General features: G+C 59.6%; 15 protein-coding genes. 7 read left to right on the top strand and 8 right to left on the bottom strand.

The window, feature by feature from the left end; translation table 11 throughout:
• The first annotated feature begins 10 nt into the window (after nucleotides 1-10).
• The 5 genes from bamC to ypfH all read left to right on the top strand — a co-directional run bounded on the left by bamC (nucleotide 11) and on the right by ypfH (nucleotide 5,905).
• Nucleotides 11-1,063 carry an outer membrane protein assembly factor BamC gene (gene bamC / locus L085_RS10570; protein WP_044030710.1) on the top strand — a complete coding sequence of 351 codons (1,053 nt, stop codon included), beginning with the start codon at nucleotides 11-13 and terminating at the stop codon, nucleotides 1,061-1,063.
• 170 nt (nucleotides 1,064-1,233) lie between these two features.
• Entirely contained in the window at nucleotides 1,234-1,947 is a 714-nt protein-coding gene (gene purC / locus L085_RS10575) for a phosphoribosylaminoimidazolesuccinocarboxamide synthase (protein ID WP_004941708.1), read from the top strand.
• A gap of 209 nt (nucleotides 1,948-2,156) precedes the next feature.
• Nucleotides 2,157-3,026: a neutral zinc metallopeptidase gene (locus tag L085_RS10580; RefSeq protein WP_033632407.1), complete on the top strand. Its 870-nt coding sequence runs from the start codon at nucleotides 2,157-2,159 to the stop codon at nucleotides 3,024-3,026.
• Nucleotides 3,027-3,082: 56 nt separating this feature from the next.
• Entirely contained in the window at nucleotides 3,083-5,095 is a 2,013-nt protein-coding gene (locus L085_RS10585; RefSeq protein ID WP_044030711.1) for a GNAT family N-acetyltransferase, read from the top strand.
• Nucleotides 5,096-5,215: 120 nt separating this feature from the next.
• Nucleotides 5,216-5,905 (top strand): esterase, encoded by a 690-nt coding sequence (ypfH, locus tag L085_RS10590; RefSeq protein ID WP_015378704.1) that lies wholly within the window; start codon nucleotides 5,216-5,218, stop codon nucleotides 5,903-5,905.
• A gap of 30 nt (nucleotides 5,906-5,935) precedes the next feature.
• Here the strand turns inward: ypfH and L085_RS10595 are convergent, their stop codons facing one another.
• From L085_RS10595 to L085_RS10615, 5 genes are all read right to left on the bottom strand, one after another.
• A complete protein-coding gene (locus tag L085_RS10595; RefSeq protein ID WP_004941720.1) occupies nucleotides 5,936-6,121 on the bottom strand; it encodes a YpfN family protein in 186 nt (61 codons plus the stop codon).
• Between the two features lie 2 nt (nucleotides 6,122-6,123).
• Entirely contained in the window at nucleotides 6,124-6,798 is a 675-nt protein-coding gene (locus L085_RS10600; protein ID WP_004941723.1) for a M15 family metallopeptidase, read from the bottom strand.
• Nucleotides 6,795-7,922, bottom strand: coding sequence for a succinyl-diaminopimelate desuccinylase (dapE, locus tag L085_RS10605; RefSeq protein WP_004941726.1), 1,128 nt, complete (start codon nucleotides 7,920-7,922; stop codon nucleotides 6,795-6,797). Before dapE ends, L085_RS10600 begins: the two co-directional genes overlap by 4 nt.
• The gene (locus L085_RS10610) at nucleotides 7,919-8,305 is read right to left on the bottom strand and encodes an ArsC family reductase (protein WP_004941730.1); all 387 of its coding nucleotides are present in this window, start codon (nucleotides 8,303-8,305) and stop codon (nucleotides 7,919-7,921) included. The genes dapE and L085_RS10610 overlap by 4 nt, the downstream gene beginning before the upstream one ends.
• Before the next feature lie 253 nt (nucleotides 8,306-8,558).
• A complete protein-coding gene (locus tag L085_RS10615) occupies nucleotides 8,559-9,110 on the bottom strand; it encodes a LuxR family transcriptional regulator (protein WP_044030712.1) in 552 nt (183 codons plus the stop codon).
• A 531-nt stretch (nucleotides 9,111-9,641) separates the two neighbouring features.
• Here L085_RS10615 and L085_RS10620 point away from each other — a divergent pair.
• Nucleotides 9,642-10,067 (top strand): GNAT family N-acetyltransferase, encoded by a 426-nt coding sequence (locus L085_RS10620; RefSeq protein ID WP_044030713.1) that lies wholly within the window; start codon nucleotides 9,642-9,644, stop codon nucleotides 10,065-10,067.
• Nucleotides 10,068-10,074: 7 nt separating this feature from the next.
• Here the strand turns inward: L085_RS10620 and L085_RS10625 are convergent, their stop codons facing one another.
• Both L085_RS10625 and L085_RS10630 read right to left on the bottom strand, forming a co-directional pair.
• Nucleotides 10,075-10,506, bottom strand: a complete 432-nt coding sequence (locus L085_RS10625; protein WP_015378700.1) for a GNAT family N-acetyltransferase — start codon at nucleotides 10,504-10,506, stop codon at nucleotides 10,075-10,077.
• A gap of 9 nt (nucleotides 10,507-10,515) precedes the next feature.
• The gene (locus L085_RS10630) at nucleotides 10,516-10,995 is read right to left on the bottom strand and encodes a tetratricopeptide repeat protein (RefSeq protein ID WP_015378699.1); all 480 of its coding nucleotides are present in this window, start codon (nucleotides 10,993-10,995) and stop codon (nucleotides 10,516-10,518) included.
• 216 nt (nucleotides 10,996-11,211) lie between these two features.
• Here L085_RS10630 and ypfM point away from each other — a divergent pair, with 216 nt between their 5' ends.
• Nucleotides 11,212-11,271 (top strand): protein YpfM, encoded by a 60-nt coding sequence (ypfM, locus tag L085_RS25305; protein ID WP_100396732.1) that lies wholly within the window; start codon nucleotides 11,212-11,214, stop codon nucleotides 11,269-11,271.
• Nucleotides 11,272-11,397: 126 nt separating this feature from the next.
• On the opposite strand, the gene acrD is transcribed toward ypfM, so the two are convergent.
• On the bottom strand, nucleotides 11,398-14,535 hold the full coding sequence (gene acrD, locus L085_RS10635; RefSeq protein WP_044030714.1) for a multidrug efflux RND transporter permease AcrD: 3,138 nt from the start codon (nucleotides 14,533-14,535) through the stop codon (nucleotides 11,398-11,400).
• Nucleotides 14,536-14,722 lie beyond the last annotated feature (187 nt).

Consider the following 14,722-nt stretch of genomic DNA (forward strand, 5'->3'; position numbering starts at 1 on the left):
GGGAAATTTGATGGCTTATTCATTGCAAAAGTCGACGGTAGCAAAAGTAGTGGGCATCTCATTGGTGATGATGCTGGCAGCCTGCAGCAGCGATCAGCGCTACAAGCGCCAGGTCAGCGGCGACGAGGCCTACCTCGACGCGGCTCCGCTCAAGGCGCTGAACGCGCCGTCCGGCATGATCCTGCCGGTGCAGAGCGGCAACTATGACGTGCCGGCCACAACGGTGCAAGGCAACGTCGGCAAGCAGTTGGACATTCGTCCGCCGGTGCAGCCGTTGGCGCTGCTGAGCGGTTCACGCGCGCAATACGCCGGCGACAGCGGCACGCTGCTGCTGGAAAACAGCCCGCAGAACCAGAACCTGTGGTCGCGCGTGGTCAGCCTGCTGCAGGCGAAGAACATCGCGATCGCTTCCCGTCAGGACGCCGGTCAGACCCTGACCACCGACTGGGTGAAGTGGAACCGTCTGGACGAAGACAACCAGTACGAAGGCCGTTATCAGATCAGCGTGCAGCAGCAGGGCTATCAGCAGGCGCTGGTGGTGAAAAGCGTTGGCCTGCAGCAGCAGGGCAAGACCGAACAGGTGACCGATCAGTCTGAGATCCAGCGCTACAACGGCATGATGATCAACACCCTGATCGAAGGCCTGGACAAGCAGGATAACCTGGCGAGCTCCCAGACGGCCAACCGCTTCGGCGCGCTGGACGTGCAGAGCGGTGCCGATGATACCGGCCTGCCGATGCTGGTGGTGCGCGGCCCGTACACCGTCGTGTGGGATCGCCTGCCGCCGGCGCTCGAAAAACTGGGGATGAAAGTGGGTGACCGCAGCCGTCCGCAGGGCACCGTCGCCGTGACTTACAAGTCCCTGAGCAGCAGCGATTGGGATGCGTTGGGCGTCAAGGATCCTGAACTGACGGAAGGCGATTACAAACTGCAGGTCGGCGATCTCAACAACCGCACCAGCCTGCAATTCATCGATCCGAAAGGCAAACCGCTCACCCAGTCGAAAAACGACGCACTGGTGGCGGCATTCCAGTCAGCCTTCAGCAAAACCAGCGTTAACTAATCAAAAAGGGGCTTCGGCCCCTTTTTGTTTTGTCTATACGGTATCGTTTGCGTCGCAGGTTTGGCACAATAGTGTCCGGCACGCCAAAGAATTCATTAGGTCAATTCTATACCCCCTAATTTCGGGCCGCGCTCGGGAGACAACGGGGATACATCACTGGAGTAAGTAAGATGCAAAAGCTAGCTGAGCTGTATCGCGGAAAGGCAAAAACCGTTTACACCACCGAGAATCCCGATCTGTTGGTGTTGGAGTTCCGCAACGATACGTCAGCACTGGATGGTCAGCGCATTGAGCAGTTCGATCGCAAAGGCATGGTGAACAACAAGTTTAACCATTTCATCATGAGCAAACTGGAAGAAGCCGGCATCCCGACCCAGATGGAGCGTCTGCTGTCCGACAACGAAGTGCTGGTGAAGAAATTGGACATGGTGCCGGTGGAGTGCGTGATCCGCAACCGCGCCGCCGGTTCGTTGGTGAAGCGTCTGGGCATTGAAGAAGGTCTGGTGCTGAACCCGCCGCTGTTCGATCTGTTCCTGAAAAACGACGCCATGCACGATCCGATGGTGAACGAATCCTACTGCGAAACCTTTGGCTGGGTGAGCAAAGAGCATCTGGCGCGCATGCGCGAGCTGAGCTACCGCGCCAACGACGTGTTGACCCAGCTGTTCGACGACGCCGGCCTGATCCTGGTCGACTTCAAACTGGAGTTCGGTCTGTTCAACGGCGAAGTGGTGCTGGGCGATGAGTTCTCGCCGGACGGCAGCCGCCTGTGGGACAAAAACACCCTGGACAAGATGGACAAAGACCGTTTCCGTCAAAGCCTGGGCGGCCTGATCGAAGCCTACGAAGAAGTGGCGCGCCGCATCGGCGTGAAACTCGACTAAGCGTCGGCACCGCCATTCGGGGCGATCCGGCCGGATCGTCCCGCTATTCTGCGTTTTTCCAGAAAATTTCTACATTTCCTCCGCGGCAGACCATTTATAATGATGGATGTGAGATGACTAAAACCTATCCCACTCAGGCTTGAAGCTGCCTTTGCGCTTACGATCGCGGCGCAACTTCAACGAGCAGGGGAAATATCTGGAGTGTATTTATGCGTTGGCAAGGGCGTCGGGAAAGTGACAATGTTGAGGATCGTCGCGGGCAGTCTTCAGGTTTGGGCGGCGGTGGCGGCGGTTTCCGCGTGCCGGTGGGTGGCAAGGGCGGCATCGTTATTCTGGTAGTGGTGCTGGTGGCCGGTTATTACGGCATCGATCTGTCGCCGCTGTTGAACGGCGGTAACGTCGCTCCTCAGGGTCAACAACAGAGCGCCAACATCAGTCCGAAAGACGATGAGCTGGCCAAATTCACCTCAGTGGTGCTGGCTTCGACCGAGGATAACTGGAAAGAGATTTTCCAGCGCATGGGCAAAACCTATCAACCGCCGAAGCTGGTGATGTATCGCGGCGTAACGCGCACCAGCTGCGGCACCGGTCAGGCGGCGATGGGGCCGTTCTACTGCCCGGGCGACAGAACGGTGTATATCGATCTGTCTTTCTATCAGGACATGAAGACCAAGCTGGGCGCCGGCGGTGATTTCGCTCAGGCCTATGTGGTGGCGCACGAAGTCGGCCACCACGTGCAGAACCTGCTGGGCATCGAGCCGAAGGTGCGCCAGATGCAGCAAGGCGCTAGCCAGGCGGAAGTGAACCGCCTGTCGGTGAAAATGGAGCTGCAGGCGGACTGCTTTGCCGGCGTGTGGGGCAAATACGCCGAGAAGCAGCAGATGCTGGAAGAGGGTGACCTGCAGGCGGCGTTGAATGCCGCGCAGGCGATTGGCGACGACCGGTTGCAGCAGCAGAGCCAGGGCCGCGTTGTGCCGGACAGCTTCACCCACGGCACTTCGCAGCAGCGCTACACCTGGTTTAAACAGGGTTTCGACAGCGGCGATCCCAATACCTGCAACACCTTTGCATCCCGTTAACGCCTCAAGTGCCGGAGCCTGACTCCGGCATTTTTTTCGGATTGAGATACAGCCTTATGCTACAGGCAGCGCAACAACTCATGCGGCGGCAGGGCATCCGGCGTTTGCTGGTGCTCAGCGGTGAACCCGAGTGGTGCCGCGAACAGGCGCAGCGGCTGGCGGCGACGCTGCCGGGCGACTGGCCGTGGGTGGGGGAAAACCCGCCGCCCGGCCTGTCGGCTTTGCCGAGCCGCGCGGTGCGCCAATTGCTGGGGCAGGAGCGGCTGCACGCGGTGTTTGATGCCGGTCAGTCGCTCGACGTGGAGGCGTTGGCGGCGCTGTGCGGCGCATTGCGCGCCGGCAGCTGGCTGCTGCTGTTGACGCCGCCCTGGCGGCAATGGCCTCAGTTGCCGGACGGCGACAGCCTGCGCTGGAGCGATTGTCCGCAGCCGATCACCACGCCGCATTTCATTCATCATCTGCAGCATCATTTGGCCGACGACAGCGAAGTGACTGTCTGGCGGCAGGATGAGCCCCTGACGTTGGCCGCGCTGCCGGCGCGTGAAGGTTGGCAGCCGCCGGATGGCGGGCCGACCGAGGAACAACAGGCGATCTTGACGGCGTTGTTGCAGGCCGAGTCCGGCGTGTGGGTGCTGACCGCCGCCCGCGGCCGCGGCAAATCGACGCTGGCCGGCATGCTGATGGCGCAGTCGCCGCTGACCTGCTGGATAACCGGGCCGAGCCGCGCCGCCACAGAGGTGGCCGGGGAATGGGCGCAGGGGCGCGCACAGTTTTGGGCGCCCGATGCCTTGCTGGCGCAGTGCCGGGAGGGGGACGTCAGTGACGTGGGCTGGCTGCTGGTGGATGAAGCGGCGGCGATCCCCGCGCCGCTGTTGCAACAGCTGATCGGCTATTTCCCGCGCGTGTTGCTGACCACCACGGTGCAGGGCTATGAAGGCACCGGCCGCGGTTTTCTGCTGAAGTTTTGCGCCGGGCTGCCGTCCTATCAGGCGTTGAGTCTGCAACAGCCGATGCGCTGGGCGCAGGGCGATGCGTTGGAACGGGTCACGGACAATGCGCTGTTGTTCAACGAGCTGCCCGCCTGGCCGGTGGATGGCCAGGCGATCGATTACAGCCAGGCGGAGCAGCGTGAACTGTGCGCCGATCCGCAGCGGCTGGCGCGTTTCTATGCTCTGCTGAGCAGCGCGCATTACCGCACCTCGCCGCTGGACTTACGCCGGCTGATGGACGCGCCCGGCATGCATTTCGGGCTGGCGCAGGCCGGACAGGAGGTGGTCGGTGCCGTGTGGCTGGCGGAAGAAGGCGGGTTGAGCGCCGAGTTGGCGCACGACGTGTGGGCCGGCCGCCGCCGGCCGCGCGGCAACCTGGTGGCGCAGTCGCTGGCGGCGCATGGCGGCCAGTGGTGGGCGCCGACGCTGCGGTCACGGCGCATTACCCGCATCGCGACGCTGCCGACGCTGCGGCGGCAGGGTATTGCGCGTCAGCTGGTCGAGCGGCAACGTCGTCAGGCGCAGGGGCTGGATTTCCTGTCGGTCAGCTTCGGCTATACCGAGCCGCTGTGGCGCTTTTGGCAATCCTGCGGTTTCGAGCTGGTGCGCATCGGCAGCAAGCCGGAGGCCAGCAGCGGCTGTTATACCGCGATGGCTATCTTACCCTTGAGCGAGCAAGGGGAGGCGCTGCGGCACGCGGCGCACAAGCACCTGGCGCGCGACTGGCCCTGGCTGCGGCAGCGCATCGAACTCGTGCTGGCGATCCCGGGCGATGACGGCGACACGTCGCTCGGTGAAGAGGACTGGCGCGAACTGGCCGGGTTCGCTTTCGCCCATCGGCCGCTGGAGGCCAGCCTGGGGGCATTGCAGCGTTTGCTGTTGGCCAGCAGTCTGCCGCTGCCCGCGCTGCGCGGCCACCTGCAACGGCGGCAATCCCCGGCGGCCTGCGTGGAGCAGGCGGGCGTAAGCGGCCAGAAAGCCTTGCTGCGCCACTGGCGGCACGAAACGGCGCAGGCGCTGGAACAGTTGAATGCGCAACACTGCCGCTACTGGCACGACTGGGCGCAGTCGTTGCAATAAATTGAATAACTCGCTCAATAAAACCCGATTTTCCCGATTTCTCAACGGCGTATAGTCACTGTCAGCGGTGCGGCGGCGACTGTCGCCACACCAGGTTTGGTTACTATTAAGGAGTCATCGATGAAACATGAGCATTTCGTTGTCCAAAGCCCGGCGACCCCGGCGGCGCAGCTGATCTTGCTGTTTCACGGTGTCGGCGACAACCCGGTGGCGATGGGGGAGATCGGCAGCTACTTCGCCAAAGACTTTCCTCAGGCACAGGTGGTGAGCATCGGTGGTCCCGAAGCGTTTGGCAACGGTGCCGGGCGCCAGTGGTTTTCGGTACAGGACGTGACCGAAGAGAACCGCGCGGCCCGCATCGCAGACGTGATGCCGCAGTTTGTGGCCGTGGTGCGTCATTGGCAGCAGCTGAGCGGCGTGGGCTATGCCGGCACTGCTCTGGTGGGGTTCTCGCAGGGGGCGATCATGGCACTTGAGGCGTTAAAAGCGGAAACCCGGCTGGCCGGGCGCGTGGTCGCGTTCAGCGGGCGTTTCGCCCAGTTGCCTGAGCAGGCTTTCGGCGACAGCGTGGTGCATTTGATCCACGGTGAAGAGGACGCGGTGATCGCGGTGCAACACGCTCACGCGGCGGCGGAAGCGTTACGGGCCAACGGCGTGGATTTCACGCTCGACGTGGAAGAGAACGTCGGGCATGCGATCAATCAGGGCATGATGAACGCCGCGCTGGAAAGGCTGCATTATTACGTGCCACAGCGCTACTGGGACGAGGCATTGTCCGGCAAGCGCGGCGAGCTGATCGCCTTTCGCTAAAAACTCAGGGCGCCGATGAGCGCCCTGATGTCATTTCTTTTTCGGCCAGTCGTCTTCGTCATCCCACTGGGCATTGTTGTCGCGGTGCGGCGGTATCTCCGGCTTGTTGGCCAGATAGCTTTTCACGTCGACGCGGCGCAGTTCCTTGATGCCGCTGACGACCATCCCCACCAGAACCAGCAGAATAATCCACCAGTAATCAGCTAACCATTGCATAGCTACTCCTTTCCTTCACTGCGTATGAAACGCGAAAAAATCGAGGGCAGATGGCGTTCGAGCCATTCGACACCGGCGACCTCCTTGTCTTGCCAGGCCGCCAGCAACAGCGCCGGGGTCAGCAAATGTTCAGCCTCTTGCGCCAGCGGTCGGTAGCTTAGATGCCACGGCTCCACCGCCACGCCGCCGCTGTCTTCGGTAAAGGGGCGATAGAAACCGAACTCGGCCATATGCGCCGTCAGCCACTGGTTGAGCGGCGCAAAGTAACCGCCTTCTTCATATTCCCACGGCTCCAGCTGCAGCTTTTGCCCTTCCGGCAACAGCGACGGATCGTACACGTCCAAATCGCTGCCCCAGTGATGGCGGCTGGCGCCAGGCAGGGCTGACCAGCGCAGGATCGCCTCACAGCGTTCGGCGGCTGACAGCGGCGCGACGTCGATCGGTTGACTGTCCTTATCTAATACTGGCCGCTGGCCGCAGAATTTGCCATTCCAAATCGCCAACTGGCGGTCGAAGTCGCGGAAGGTGCTGGCGGGCTGGAGATCGAATCCGGCTTCACGCGCGGCCTGTTGCATCGCCAGGAAGGCATTGACCGCCTGCGGCTGCAGCCGATGGTTGCCGCTCAGCGGCGCCAGGTGTTCGGTCGAACGGCCGGTGAGCATCTCTGCGGTGATCATGCGACCAATTGCTCCATGATGCGTTGATACATGCGGCTCAGCAGCTGCAGATCCGCGGCGTTGACACATTCGTTGACCTTGTGGATGGTGGCGTTGACTGGCCCCAGTTCCACCACCTGCGCGCCCATCTGCGCGATGAAGCGGCCGTCGGAGGTGCCGCCGGTGGTCAGCAGCTGCGGCGTCAATTCAGAATAGTGCTCGACGGCGTTGACCACCGCATCCACCAGCGCGCCGCGCGAGGTGAGGAACGGTTGACCGGACAGCCGCCATTCGATGCTGTAATTCAACTGGTGGCGTTCCAGCAGCTCTTCCACGCGCTGCTTGATCATCGCGTCGGTGAGTTCGGTGCTGAACCGGAAGTTGAACTGCACGTAGAGATCGCCCGGGATCACGTTGTTGCTGCCGGTGCCGGCCTGCACGTTGGCGATCTGCATGCTGGTCGGCGGGAAGAACTCGTTGCCGCGATCCCATTCGATCGCCACCAGTTCATTCAGCGCCGGCATGGCGCGGTGCACCGGGTTGTCCGCCAGATGCGGATAGGCGACGTGCCCCTGTACGCCGTGGATATGCAGGTTGGCGGTGATGGAGCCGCGACGGCCGTTTTTCACCACGTCGCCGACGCGTTCGGTGCTGGACGGCTCGCCGACCAGGCAGTAATCCAGCCGCTCGTTGCGCGCCATCAGCGCTTCGACCACTTTAACCGTGCCGTGGGTGGCGCTGGCTTCTTCATCCGAAGTGATCAGAAATGCCAGGCGGCCCCGGTGATTCGGGTTGGCGGCGACAAAGCGTTCCGCGGCCACCACCATCGCGGCCAACGAGCCTTTCATGTCCGCAGCGCCGCGGCCATACAGCATGCCGTCGCGGATTGCCGGTTCAAACGGCGGGTTGTCCCAGCGTTTTTCATCGCCGGTCGGCACTACGTCGGTGTGCCCGGCAAACGCCAGAGTTTGCCCTTCGCCGCGCCAGGCCCAGAAGTTTTGGGTGTCTTCGAAGTCCATGGCTTCGACGGTGAAGCCGATCGCCTGCAGGCGTTCGATCATCAGTTGCTGGCAGCCTTCGTCATTCGGGCTGAGGGAAGGGCGTTTGATCAACTGCTGGGCCAGTTCGATAACCGGGCAAGTCATACGGCAACCTCGGCGATAAATTGTTGGTAAGCGTCGGCGTTGAAACCGAGCAGAGCGTGGCCGTTGCCGTCGTCCAGCAGCGGACGTTTAATGATTGCCGGCTGCGCCAGCATCAGCGCGATGGCGGCGTCGGCGTTATCACAGGCGTTGCGCTGCGCTTCATCCAGCTTGCGCCAGGTGGTGCCGCGGGTATTGAGCAGCGGCTCCCAACCCAGTTGCGCGACGAAACCGCGCAGTTGCTGTTCGGTCAGGCCGTCGGCGCGGTAGTCGTGAAAATGATAGGCTATGCCCTGATCTTCCAGCCAGCGGCGGGCTTTTTTGATGGTGTCGCAGTTTTTGATGCCGTACATCGTCAGCGTTGTCTGTTGCGGTTTATTTGCCATGGCGTAAAGCTACCTGTCTCGTCGAGTCGATACTGAGCGGCGGGCGCGGTCTTAGGCCTTCTCGCCGCCCGGCGATAGCAGAGATAATGCCAGTAAAGCGGCGGCGAGATCCAGACAACGATGCGCGCGAGAGACGATTGGGCGCCACGGAGAGAGGTTGGCAAATTGATGAAACGGCTATCTTCGCCGGCGGGGCTGTTAAAAGGCGCCGGCGAACGCGTTCTGCCGCCAATGCGGCGCGGGGGAGAGAGAACTACTCTTTATTGATTCTTATGTTTAAACGCTCGGTCAAACACCGTACGCGGGTAATATGCAACAGCGGTTTTATCCTGCTGGCGCCGAGTTTTTTCATGATTCGTGATTTGTAATGATTGGCGGTTTTATTTCTGATATTCATGGCATTGCTGATGTCGGCCAGCGATTTTCCCGTCGACCACTCCGAGAGAAAATGCGATTCGCGCTGAGAGAGTTGCGGCGGCTCGGTATAGTGACTGTAACGCTTATATAAGTCGCCGACCAGGTGGCTGAAGCGGATCAATGATATAAGGTTTGATAATATAATGGTCTTATTGTCGACAATCACCATCTCATGCAGGCAGTCGGTAATAATGATTATTTTGTAGGTATTGGGGTTGGCATATTCATCGCGGTAACGCGCTTCAAAGTTGGCGATGGTGACATCGATAAAGCAGACCCTTCTGCGGCTAAAGCCGGCCGGCGCGCGTTTTTCCGCCCAGGTTTGGTTAATGAGTTGTCGGATGCCGACGGTGGTATAAGCACACTCGCTGAAAATATCAATTTCCATTTTATTATAATCCTTTACTTTTTATTTCCCGGTGAGGATGGCTATCTTAAAACATAAAAAAAGAAATAATCCAAATAATTGCATGTTGAACTTTTCTTGCGCCGCAAATGAATGAGCGTTATCTGGGCGCGAGCTTTGAAGGGAAGGTTATATACTAGCATGATTTATAAAGAGTAAATCTTTTTTTCAACCGAATTTTTAAGCAAGGTAAGGTTAATAGAATAGACATCTTCTATTAATACCTTGGTAATTAAAAGGAATTAACATAGATTAAGGCTATCAAAATATGTTAAATGATCGGTTTTGACGATCATTTAAGGGTGACTGTTTGGGCTTAACGAATTAATAACTAAGATTTTTCTTGGTTTTGTCACGATGAGTGGCTTTATTTTGAACGTCACCAGAGTCGGCGATGAGGTCATGAAAAAATTAACGTTGAAATTGAGACAAAGATAATTCTAAACAAAGAAACTGCGATGTTTTAAGCTGTAATCAGAGTGTGAACATGGATGATTGATCCGGAGAGCCGGCGTGAAAAAATGTCATATCGAAATTTCCGAGCGGGTAACGCAGGAAATAACGTCCTGTATCGCGGAGGGATTGGACCGTTTTAACGATCAACATGTCGGCTACGGCGATCGTCTGCCGCTGGCGGTGGTGGTAAGAGATCCCGACAGTGGGGAAGTTCTGGGAGGGATTACCGGACGCTCATCGTTAGGGCTGCTGTTTCTCGAGCTCTTTTATCTGCCGGAAGCGCTGCGCGGCGCGGGATTGGGCAGCGAACTGTTGCGCCGCTTCGAACAGGAAGGCCGCCGGCGCGGTTGCCTTTCCGCCGTGTTGTACACCATCAGCTTTCAGGCGCCGGACTTTTATCAACGGCATGGCTGGCAGCGTATGGGTGAAGTGCCTTGCTTGCCGCCGGGAACCCGCCGTATCTTTATGAGCAAAACCTTGTGATGCACGTTTAACGCACGTAGCCCCCTTGTTGCAGGCGCTGCAGCGCAGCGCCGTCCGCATACACCATGCCGGTGGTCAAATCGTGAAAGCCGTACTTTTTATAGAAGGCGAGCTTTTCCGGCACGGAATAGATGAAAATCTTGCCGAGCGGCGCCAGATCTTGCATCACCCGATCCATCAACCTGCGCCCCAGCCCTTGTCCCTGAAAGCGCGGATCGATCGCCACGTCCGCCAGGTAAGCGACCGATGTCAGATCGCTGATGGCATGTGCAGTGGCGATCAACTCGTCGCCGATAAACCCCCAATAGCAAAACTGGCTGTGTTGGTAAACGCGCCGCAAGGTGTGCGGATCGCGCTTGCCCAGCCCGGCGGCCTCCAGCAATTCACACAGCCGCTGCCAGTCGATGGCGCGGCGACTCGAGTCGGTGATAATTTCCATCGTTTTCCTCTAACCGATAAGACTGAGATCGGCGGCATAGTGCCGAATAGCGCGTTGATAACCGCGGATGTCGGGGTCTGACGAGGTTTCCGCCAGCAGCAGCAACAGATCGGTCACGGCCCGTTTATTTTCACCCAGGTTGTACAGCGCCATGGCGCGAAACAGCATCAGCTCGTTGGCCTGCGGGAACTCGGCCAGGCCGTCGTCGAAAGCCCGTAGCGACGCCGAATATTCTCCCAGGGCGCGGTAGGTGCTGCCGAGACCCAGCCAGGCCTCGCGGCGTTGGGCGGGCGGCAAATCGCGAGCCAACGCCGCGAGGTAACAGGGAATGGCCTGTTGCTCCAGGCCCTGTACGTCATACAGGCAGGCCAGCTGAAAGTGCAGCGTTGCCGCTTCCGGCTCTGCCGCCAGTTGCCTTAGCGCCAGCGCGGTCGCCTCCTGATAGCGGCCCTGCGTTTTTAACTCTAAGAGAGACAAAGAAGTGGACATGATCTGGGCTCCATTGGCGTATTTTTATACCTTTTACACGCTATCGTGGAGAAATTGATATCACAAGGGAATAGCTGCACTGAACATTGATCAGATAAATACGAAAATGTGCGCTAAGCCCGGTTTCCGAGCCCGGCATCGTTCCCGTTTCCCTTCACATGGTCAAAAAACAGGCGTAGAATCCGCTTCGTCAAATAATTGAGGTTGTAAAGTATTATGGTTGATCGTGAATTAGGAAACTGGAAAGACTTCATTGATGAGATGTTGGGCAACTGACACAGCGTTGAAGCAGATGGCAAGGTTGAGTCATTGGAAAGTCACTGAAACACCTTGGGAACGAGATTTTCGTTCGAAATAAAGCAGCATCGGTAACCCGACGCTGCTTTTTTTATATCTCGCGGATCAGTCCCCGGTGGCCGGCGTATTGCCTGCCGGATGCGCTTTACCCGGGAAACGGCGGCGAACCAGCACAAAGAACAATGGCACGAAGAAAATCGCCAGCAGAGTGGCGGAGATCATGCCGCCCATCACCCCGGTGCCGACCGCATGCTGGCTGCCGGAACCGGCGCCGCTGCTGGTAGCCATCGGCAGCACGCCGAAGATGAACGCCAGTGAGGTCATCAGGATCGGCCGCAGACGCATGCGTGACGCGTCGAGCGTTGCCGACGTCAGATCCTGCCCTTTATGGTTCAGCTCATTGGCGAACTCGACGATCAGAATGGCGTTTTTGGCCGACAGCCCAATGATGGTCAACAGGCCAACCTGGAAATAGACGTCGTTCTCCAGGCCGCGCAGCCAGGTGGCGGCGACCGCGCCGATCACCCCCAGCGGCACCACCAGCATCACCGAGAACGGTATCGACCAGCTCTCGTACAGCGCCGCCAGGCACAGGAACACCACCAGCAGCGAGATGGCGTACAGCGCCGGCGCCTGCGAGCCGGACAGCCGTTCCTGATAGGACATCGCCGTCCATTCCAGCCCGAAACCGGTCGGCAGTTGGCTGACCAGTTTTTCCATTTCCGCCATGGCGGTGCCGGTGCTGACGCCGTTGGCCGCCTCGCCGACGATCTCCAGCGCCGAACTGCCGTTATAGCGCTCCAGCCGTGGCGAACCGTACTCCCAGTGCGAGCTGGCGAAGGCTGAGAACGGCACCATGCCGCCCGCGCTGTTGCGCACATACCATTTGTTGATGTCATCCGGCAGCATGCGGAACGGCGCCGCGGCCTGCACGTAGACTTTTTTCACCCGCCCGCGGTCGATGAAGTCGTTGACGTAGGTCGAGCCCCAGGCGGTGGAGAGGGTATTGTTGATGTCGTCGATCGATACGCCCAGCGCCTGAGCCTTGCGCTGATCGATATCGATTTGCAGCTGCGGGCTGTCGTCCAGGCCGTTGTGGCGCACGCGCGACAGCAGCGGGTTTTGCGCCGCCAGCTGCAGCAGCTGATCGCGCGCCGCCATCAGTTTGGCGTGGCCGAGCCCGGCGTGGTCTTCCAACTCCATGTCGAAGCCGGAGGAGTTGCCGAGGCCGGTGATCGCCGGCGGGCTGCTGGCGATCACCCGGGCTTCGTTAATCTTGTTGAATGCCAGCGTGGCGCGATCGATGATGTCGAACGAGCTGTTGGCACCCGAGGTGCGCAGATCCCAGTCTTTCAGCCGCACGAACAGGCGCGCCACGTTTTGGCCGTTGCCGCCGGGCCCGGAGCCGATGATGGCGAACACCGACAAAACGTCCTGTTTCTCTTCGGTGAGGAAGTACCGCTCGACCTTTTCCACCACTTTGGAGGTTTGCTGCAGGGTCGAGCCCGCCGGCAACTGCACCTGTACGGTGAAGATGCCGCGGTCTTCCTGCGGCAGGAACGAGGTCGGCAGCTTGATGAACAGCAGCGCCATGCCGCCGAGCAACAGCAGATAAATCACCATGTAGCGGCCGCTGGCGTGCAGAATGCGCCCCACGCCGCGCTCATAGCGATCGGCATTGCGGTTGAACATGCGGTTGAACCAGCCGAAGAAGCCGCGCTTGCCGTGATGGTGCCCTTTGGCGATCGGTTTAAGCAGCGTCGCGCACAGGGCCGGGGTCAGGATCATCGCCACCAGCACCGACAGCACCATGGCGGAGACGATGGTGATGGAGAACTGGCGATAGATGGCGCCGGTGGTGCCGCCGAAGAACGCCATCGGCACGAACACCGCCGACAGCACCAGGGCGATGCCGACCAGCGCGCTCTGGATTTGCCCCATGGATTTGCGCGTGGCCTCTCGCGGCGGCAAGCCTTCCTCGCTCATCACGCGCTCGACGTTCTCCACCACCACGATGGCGTCGTCCACCAGCAGGCCGATCGCCAGCACCATGGCGAACATGGTGAGGGTGTTGATGCTGAAGCCGCAGGCGGAGAGGATGGCGAAAGTGCCCATCAGCACCACCGGCACGGCGATGGTGGGGATCAGCGTGGCGCGGAAGTTCTGCAGGAACAGATACATCACCAGGAACACCAGCAGGATGGCCTCCAGCAGCGTTTTCACCACGTCCTTGATCGAGGCTTTGACGAACGGGGTGGTTTCATAGGCCACTTTGGCCTCCAGCCCGTGCGGGAAGTATTGTGACAGCTCGGCGATCTTGTCCTTCACCAACTGGTCGGTCTGCAGTTCGTTGGCGCCGGAGGCCAGCTTGATGTTCATGCCGGCGGCCTGCATGCCGTTGTAGCGGCTGAGGTAGTTGTAGTTCTCGCCGCCCAACTCAACGGTGGCGACGTTGCCCAGCGTCACCAGCGAACCGTCCTGATTGACCCGCAGGGTGATCTGGCGGAACTGTTCCGGCGTCTGGAGCTGCGACTGGGCGTTGATGGTGGCGTTCAGCGCCTGTTTATCGACCGACGGCGTGCCGCCCAACTGGCCGACCGCCACCTGGGCGTTCTGCGACTGAATGGCCTTGACCACGTCCTGGGTCGTGAGCTGATAGCTGTTGAGCTTGTTGGGATCGAGCCAGATGCGCATGGCGTATTGTGAGCCATACACGTCCATGCTGCCGACGCCGTTGATGCGGCTGAGCGGATCCTGCAGGTTGGAGACGATGTAATCGGCGATGTCCTGCTTGTCCATGCTGTTGTCGGTGGAGACGAACGCCACCATCATCAGCGTGGTGTCGCCGGATTTCGAGACCGTGACCCCTTGATTCTGCACCGCCTGCGGCAAACGTTTGATCGCCGCCTGCAGCTGGTTTTGCACCTGCTGCATCGCCTCGTTGGGATCGGTGCCGGCTTCGAACGTCAGCGTGACGGTCGCCTGGCCGGTATTGGTGCTCTGCGACGACATATACATCATGTTGTCGAGGCCGGTCATATTTTGCTCAATGATTTGGGTGACGGTGTTTTCCAGCGTTTGCGCCGAGGCGCCTGGGTAAGTTGCGCTGATGCGCACGTTCGGCGGCGCCAAATTCGGGTATTGTTCTACCGGTAAAGAAAAAATCGCCAATGCCCCGGTCAGGCAAAGAATAATTGCCAGCACCCAGGCGAAAATCGGGCGATCAATAAAAAAATTGGCCATGCAGCGCGAACCTCGTTATGACTTGTTCTATCTTTAAAACGCATCGGAAATATGCATTTCAGCGGCAGGGAAGGATTCCGGCGCTATTGCACTTTACTCGGGATAGTCGAGGAAAGCGTGGAGAAAAAAAGGAGATAGTGTAAATAACGGTAGCGGGAAACGGCGTGGGTGCCCCGGTGTCGATAAT

The organism is Serratia sp. FS14 (genome assembly GCF_000695995.1).
GTDB classification, from domain to species: domain Bacteria; phylum Pseudomonadota; class Gammaproteobacteria; order Enterobacterales; family Enterobacteriaceae; genus Serratia; species Serratia nematodiphila.

What these genes read in the sequence shown, in the direction of transcription:
- L085_RS10610 (WP_004941730.1), bottom strand. Translation starts at nt 8,305, where the DNA reads ATGGCAAATAAACCGCAACAGACAACGCTGACGATGTACGGCATCAAA.
- L085_RS10615 (WP_044030712.1), bottom strand. Translation starts at nt 9,110, where the DNA reads ATGGAAATTGATATTTTCAGCGAGTGTGCTTATACCACCGTCGGCATC.
- bamC (WP_044030710.1), top strand. Translation starts at nt 11, where the DNA reads ATGGCTTATTCATTGCAAAAGTCGACGGTAGCAAAAGTAGTGGGCATC.
- purC (WP_004941708.1), top strand. Translation starts at nt 1,234, where the DNA reads ATGCAAAAGCTAGCTGAGCTGTATCGCGGAAAGGCAAAAACCGTTTAC.
- L085_RS10630 (WP_015378699.1), bottom strand. Translation starts at nt 10,995, where the DNA reads ATGTCCACTTCTTTGTCTCTCTTAGAGTTAAAAACGCAGGGCCGCTAT.
- L085_RS10585 (WP_044030711.1), top strand. Translation starts at nt 3,083, where the DNA reads ATGCTACAGGCAGCGCAACAACTCATGCGGCGGCAGGGCATCCGGCGT.
- L085_RS10595 (WP_004941720.1), bottom strand. Translation starts at nt 6,121, where the DNA reads ATGCAATGGTTAGCTGATTACTGGTGGATTATTCTGCTGGTTCTGGTG.
- ypfH (WP_015378704.1), top strand. Translation starts at nt 5,216, where the DNA reads ATGAAACATGAGCATTTCGTTGTCCAAAGCCCGGCGACCCCGGCGGCG.
- L085_RS10580 (WP_033632407.1), top strand. Translation starts at nt 2,157, where the DNA reads ATGCGTTGGCAAGGGCGTCGGGAAAGTGACAATGTTGAGGATCGTCGC.
- L085_RS10600 (WP_004941723.1), bottom strand. Translation starts at nt 6,798, where the DNA reads ATGATCACCGCAGAGATGCTCACCGGCCGTTCGACCGAACACCTGGCG.
- dapE (WP_004941726.1), bottom strand. Translation starts at nt 7,922, where the DNA reads ATGACTTGCCCGGTTATCGAACTGGCCCAGCAGTTGATCAAACGCCCT.
- acrD (WP_044030714.1), bottom strand. Translation starts at nt 14,535, where the DNA reads ATGGCCAATTTTTTTATTGATCGCCCGATTTTCGCCTGGGTGCTGGCA.
- L085_RS10625 (WP_015378700.1), bottom strand. Translation starts at nt 10,506, where the DNA reads ATGGAAATTATCACCGACTCGAGTCGCCGCGCCATCGACTGGCAGCGG.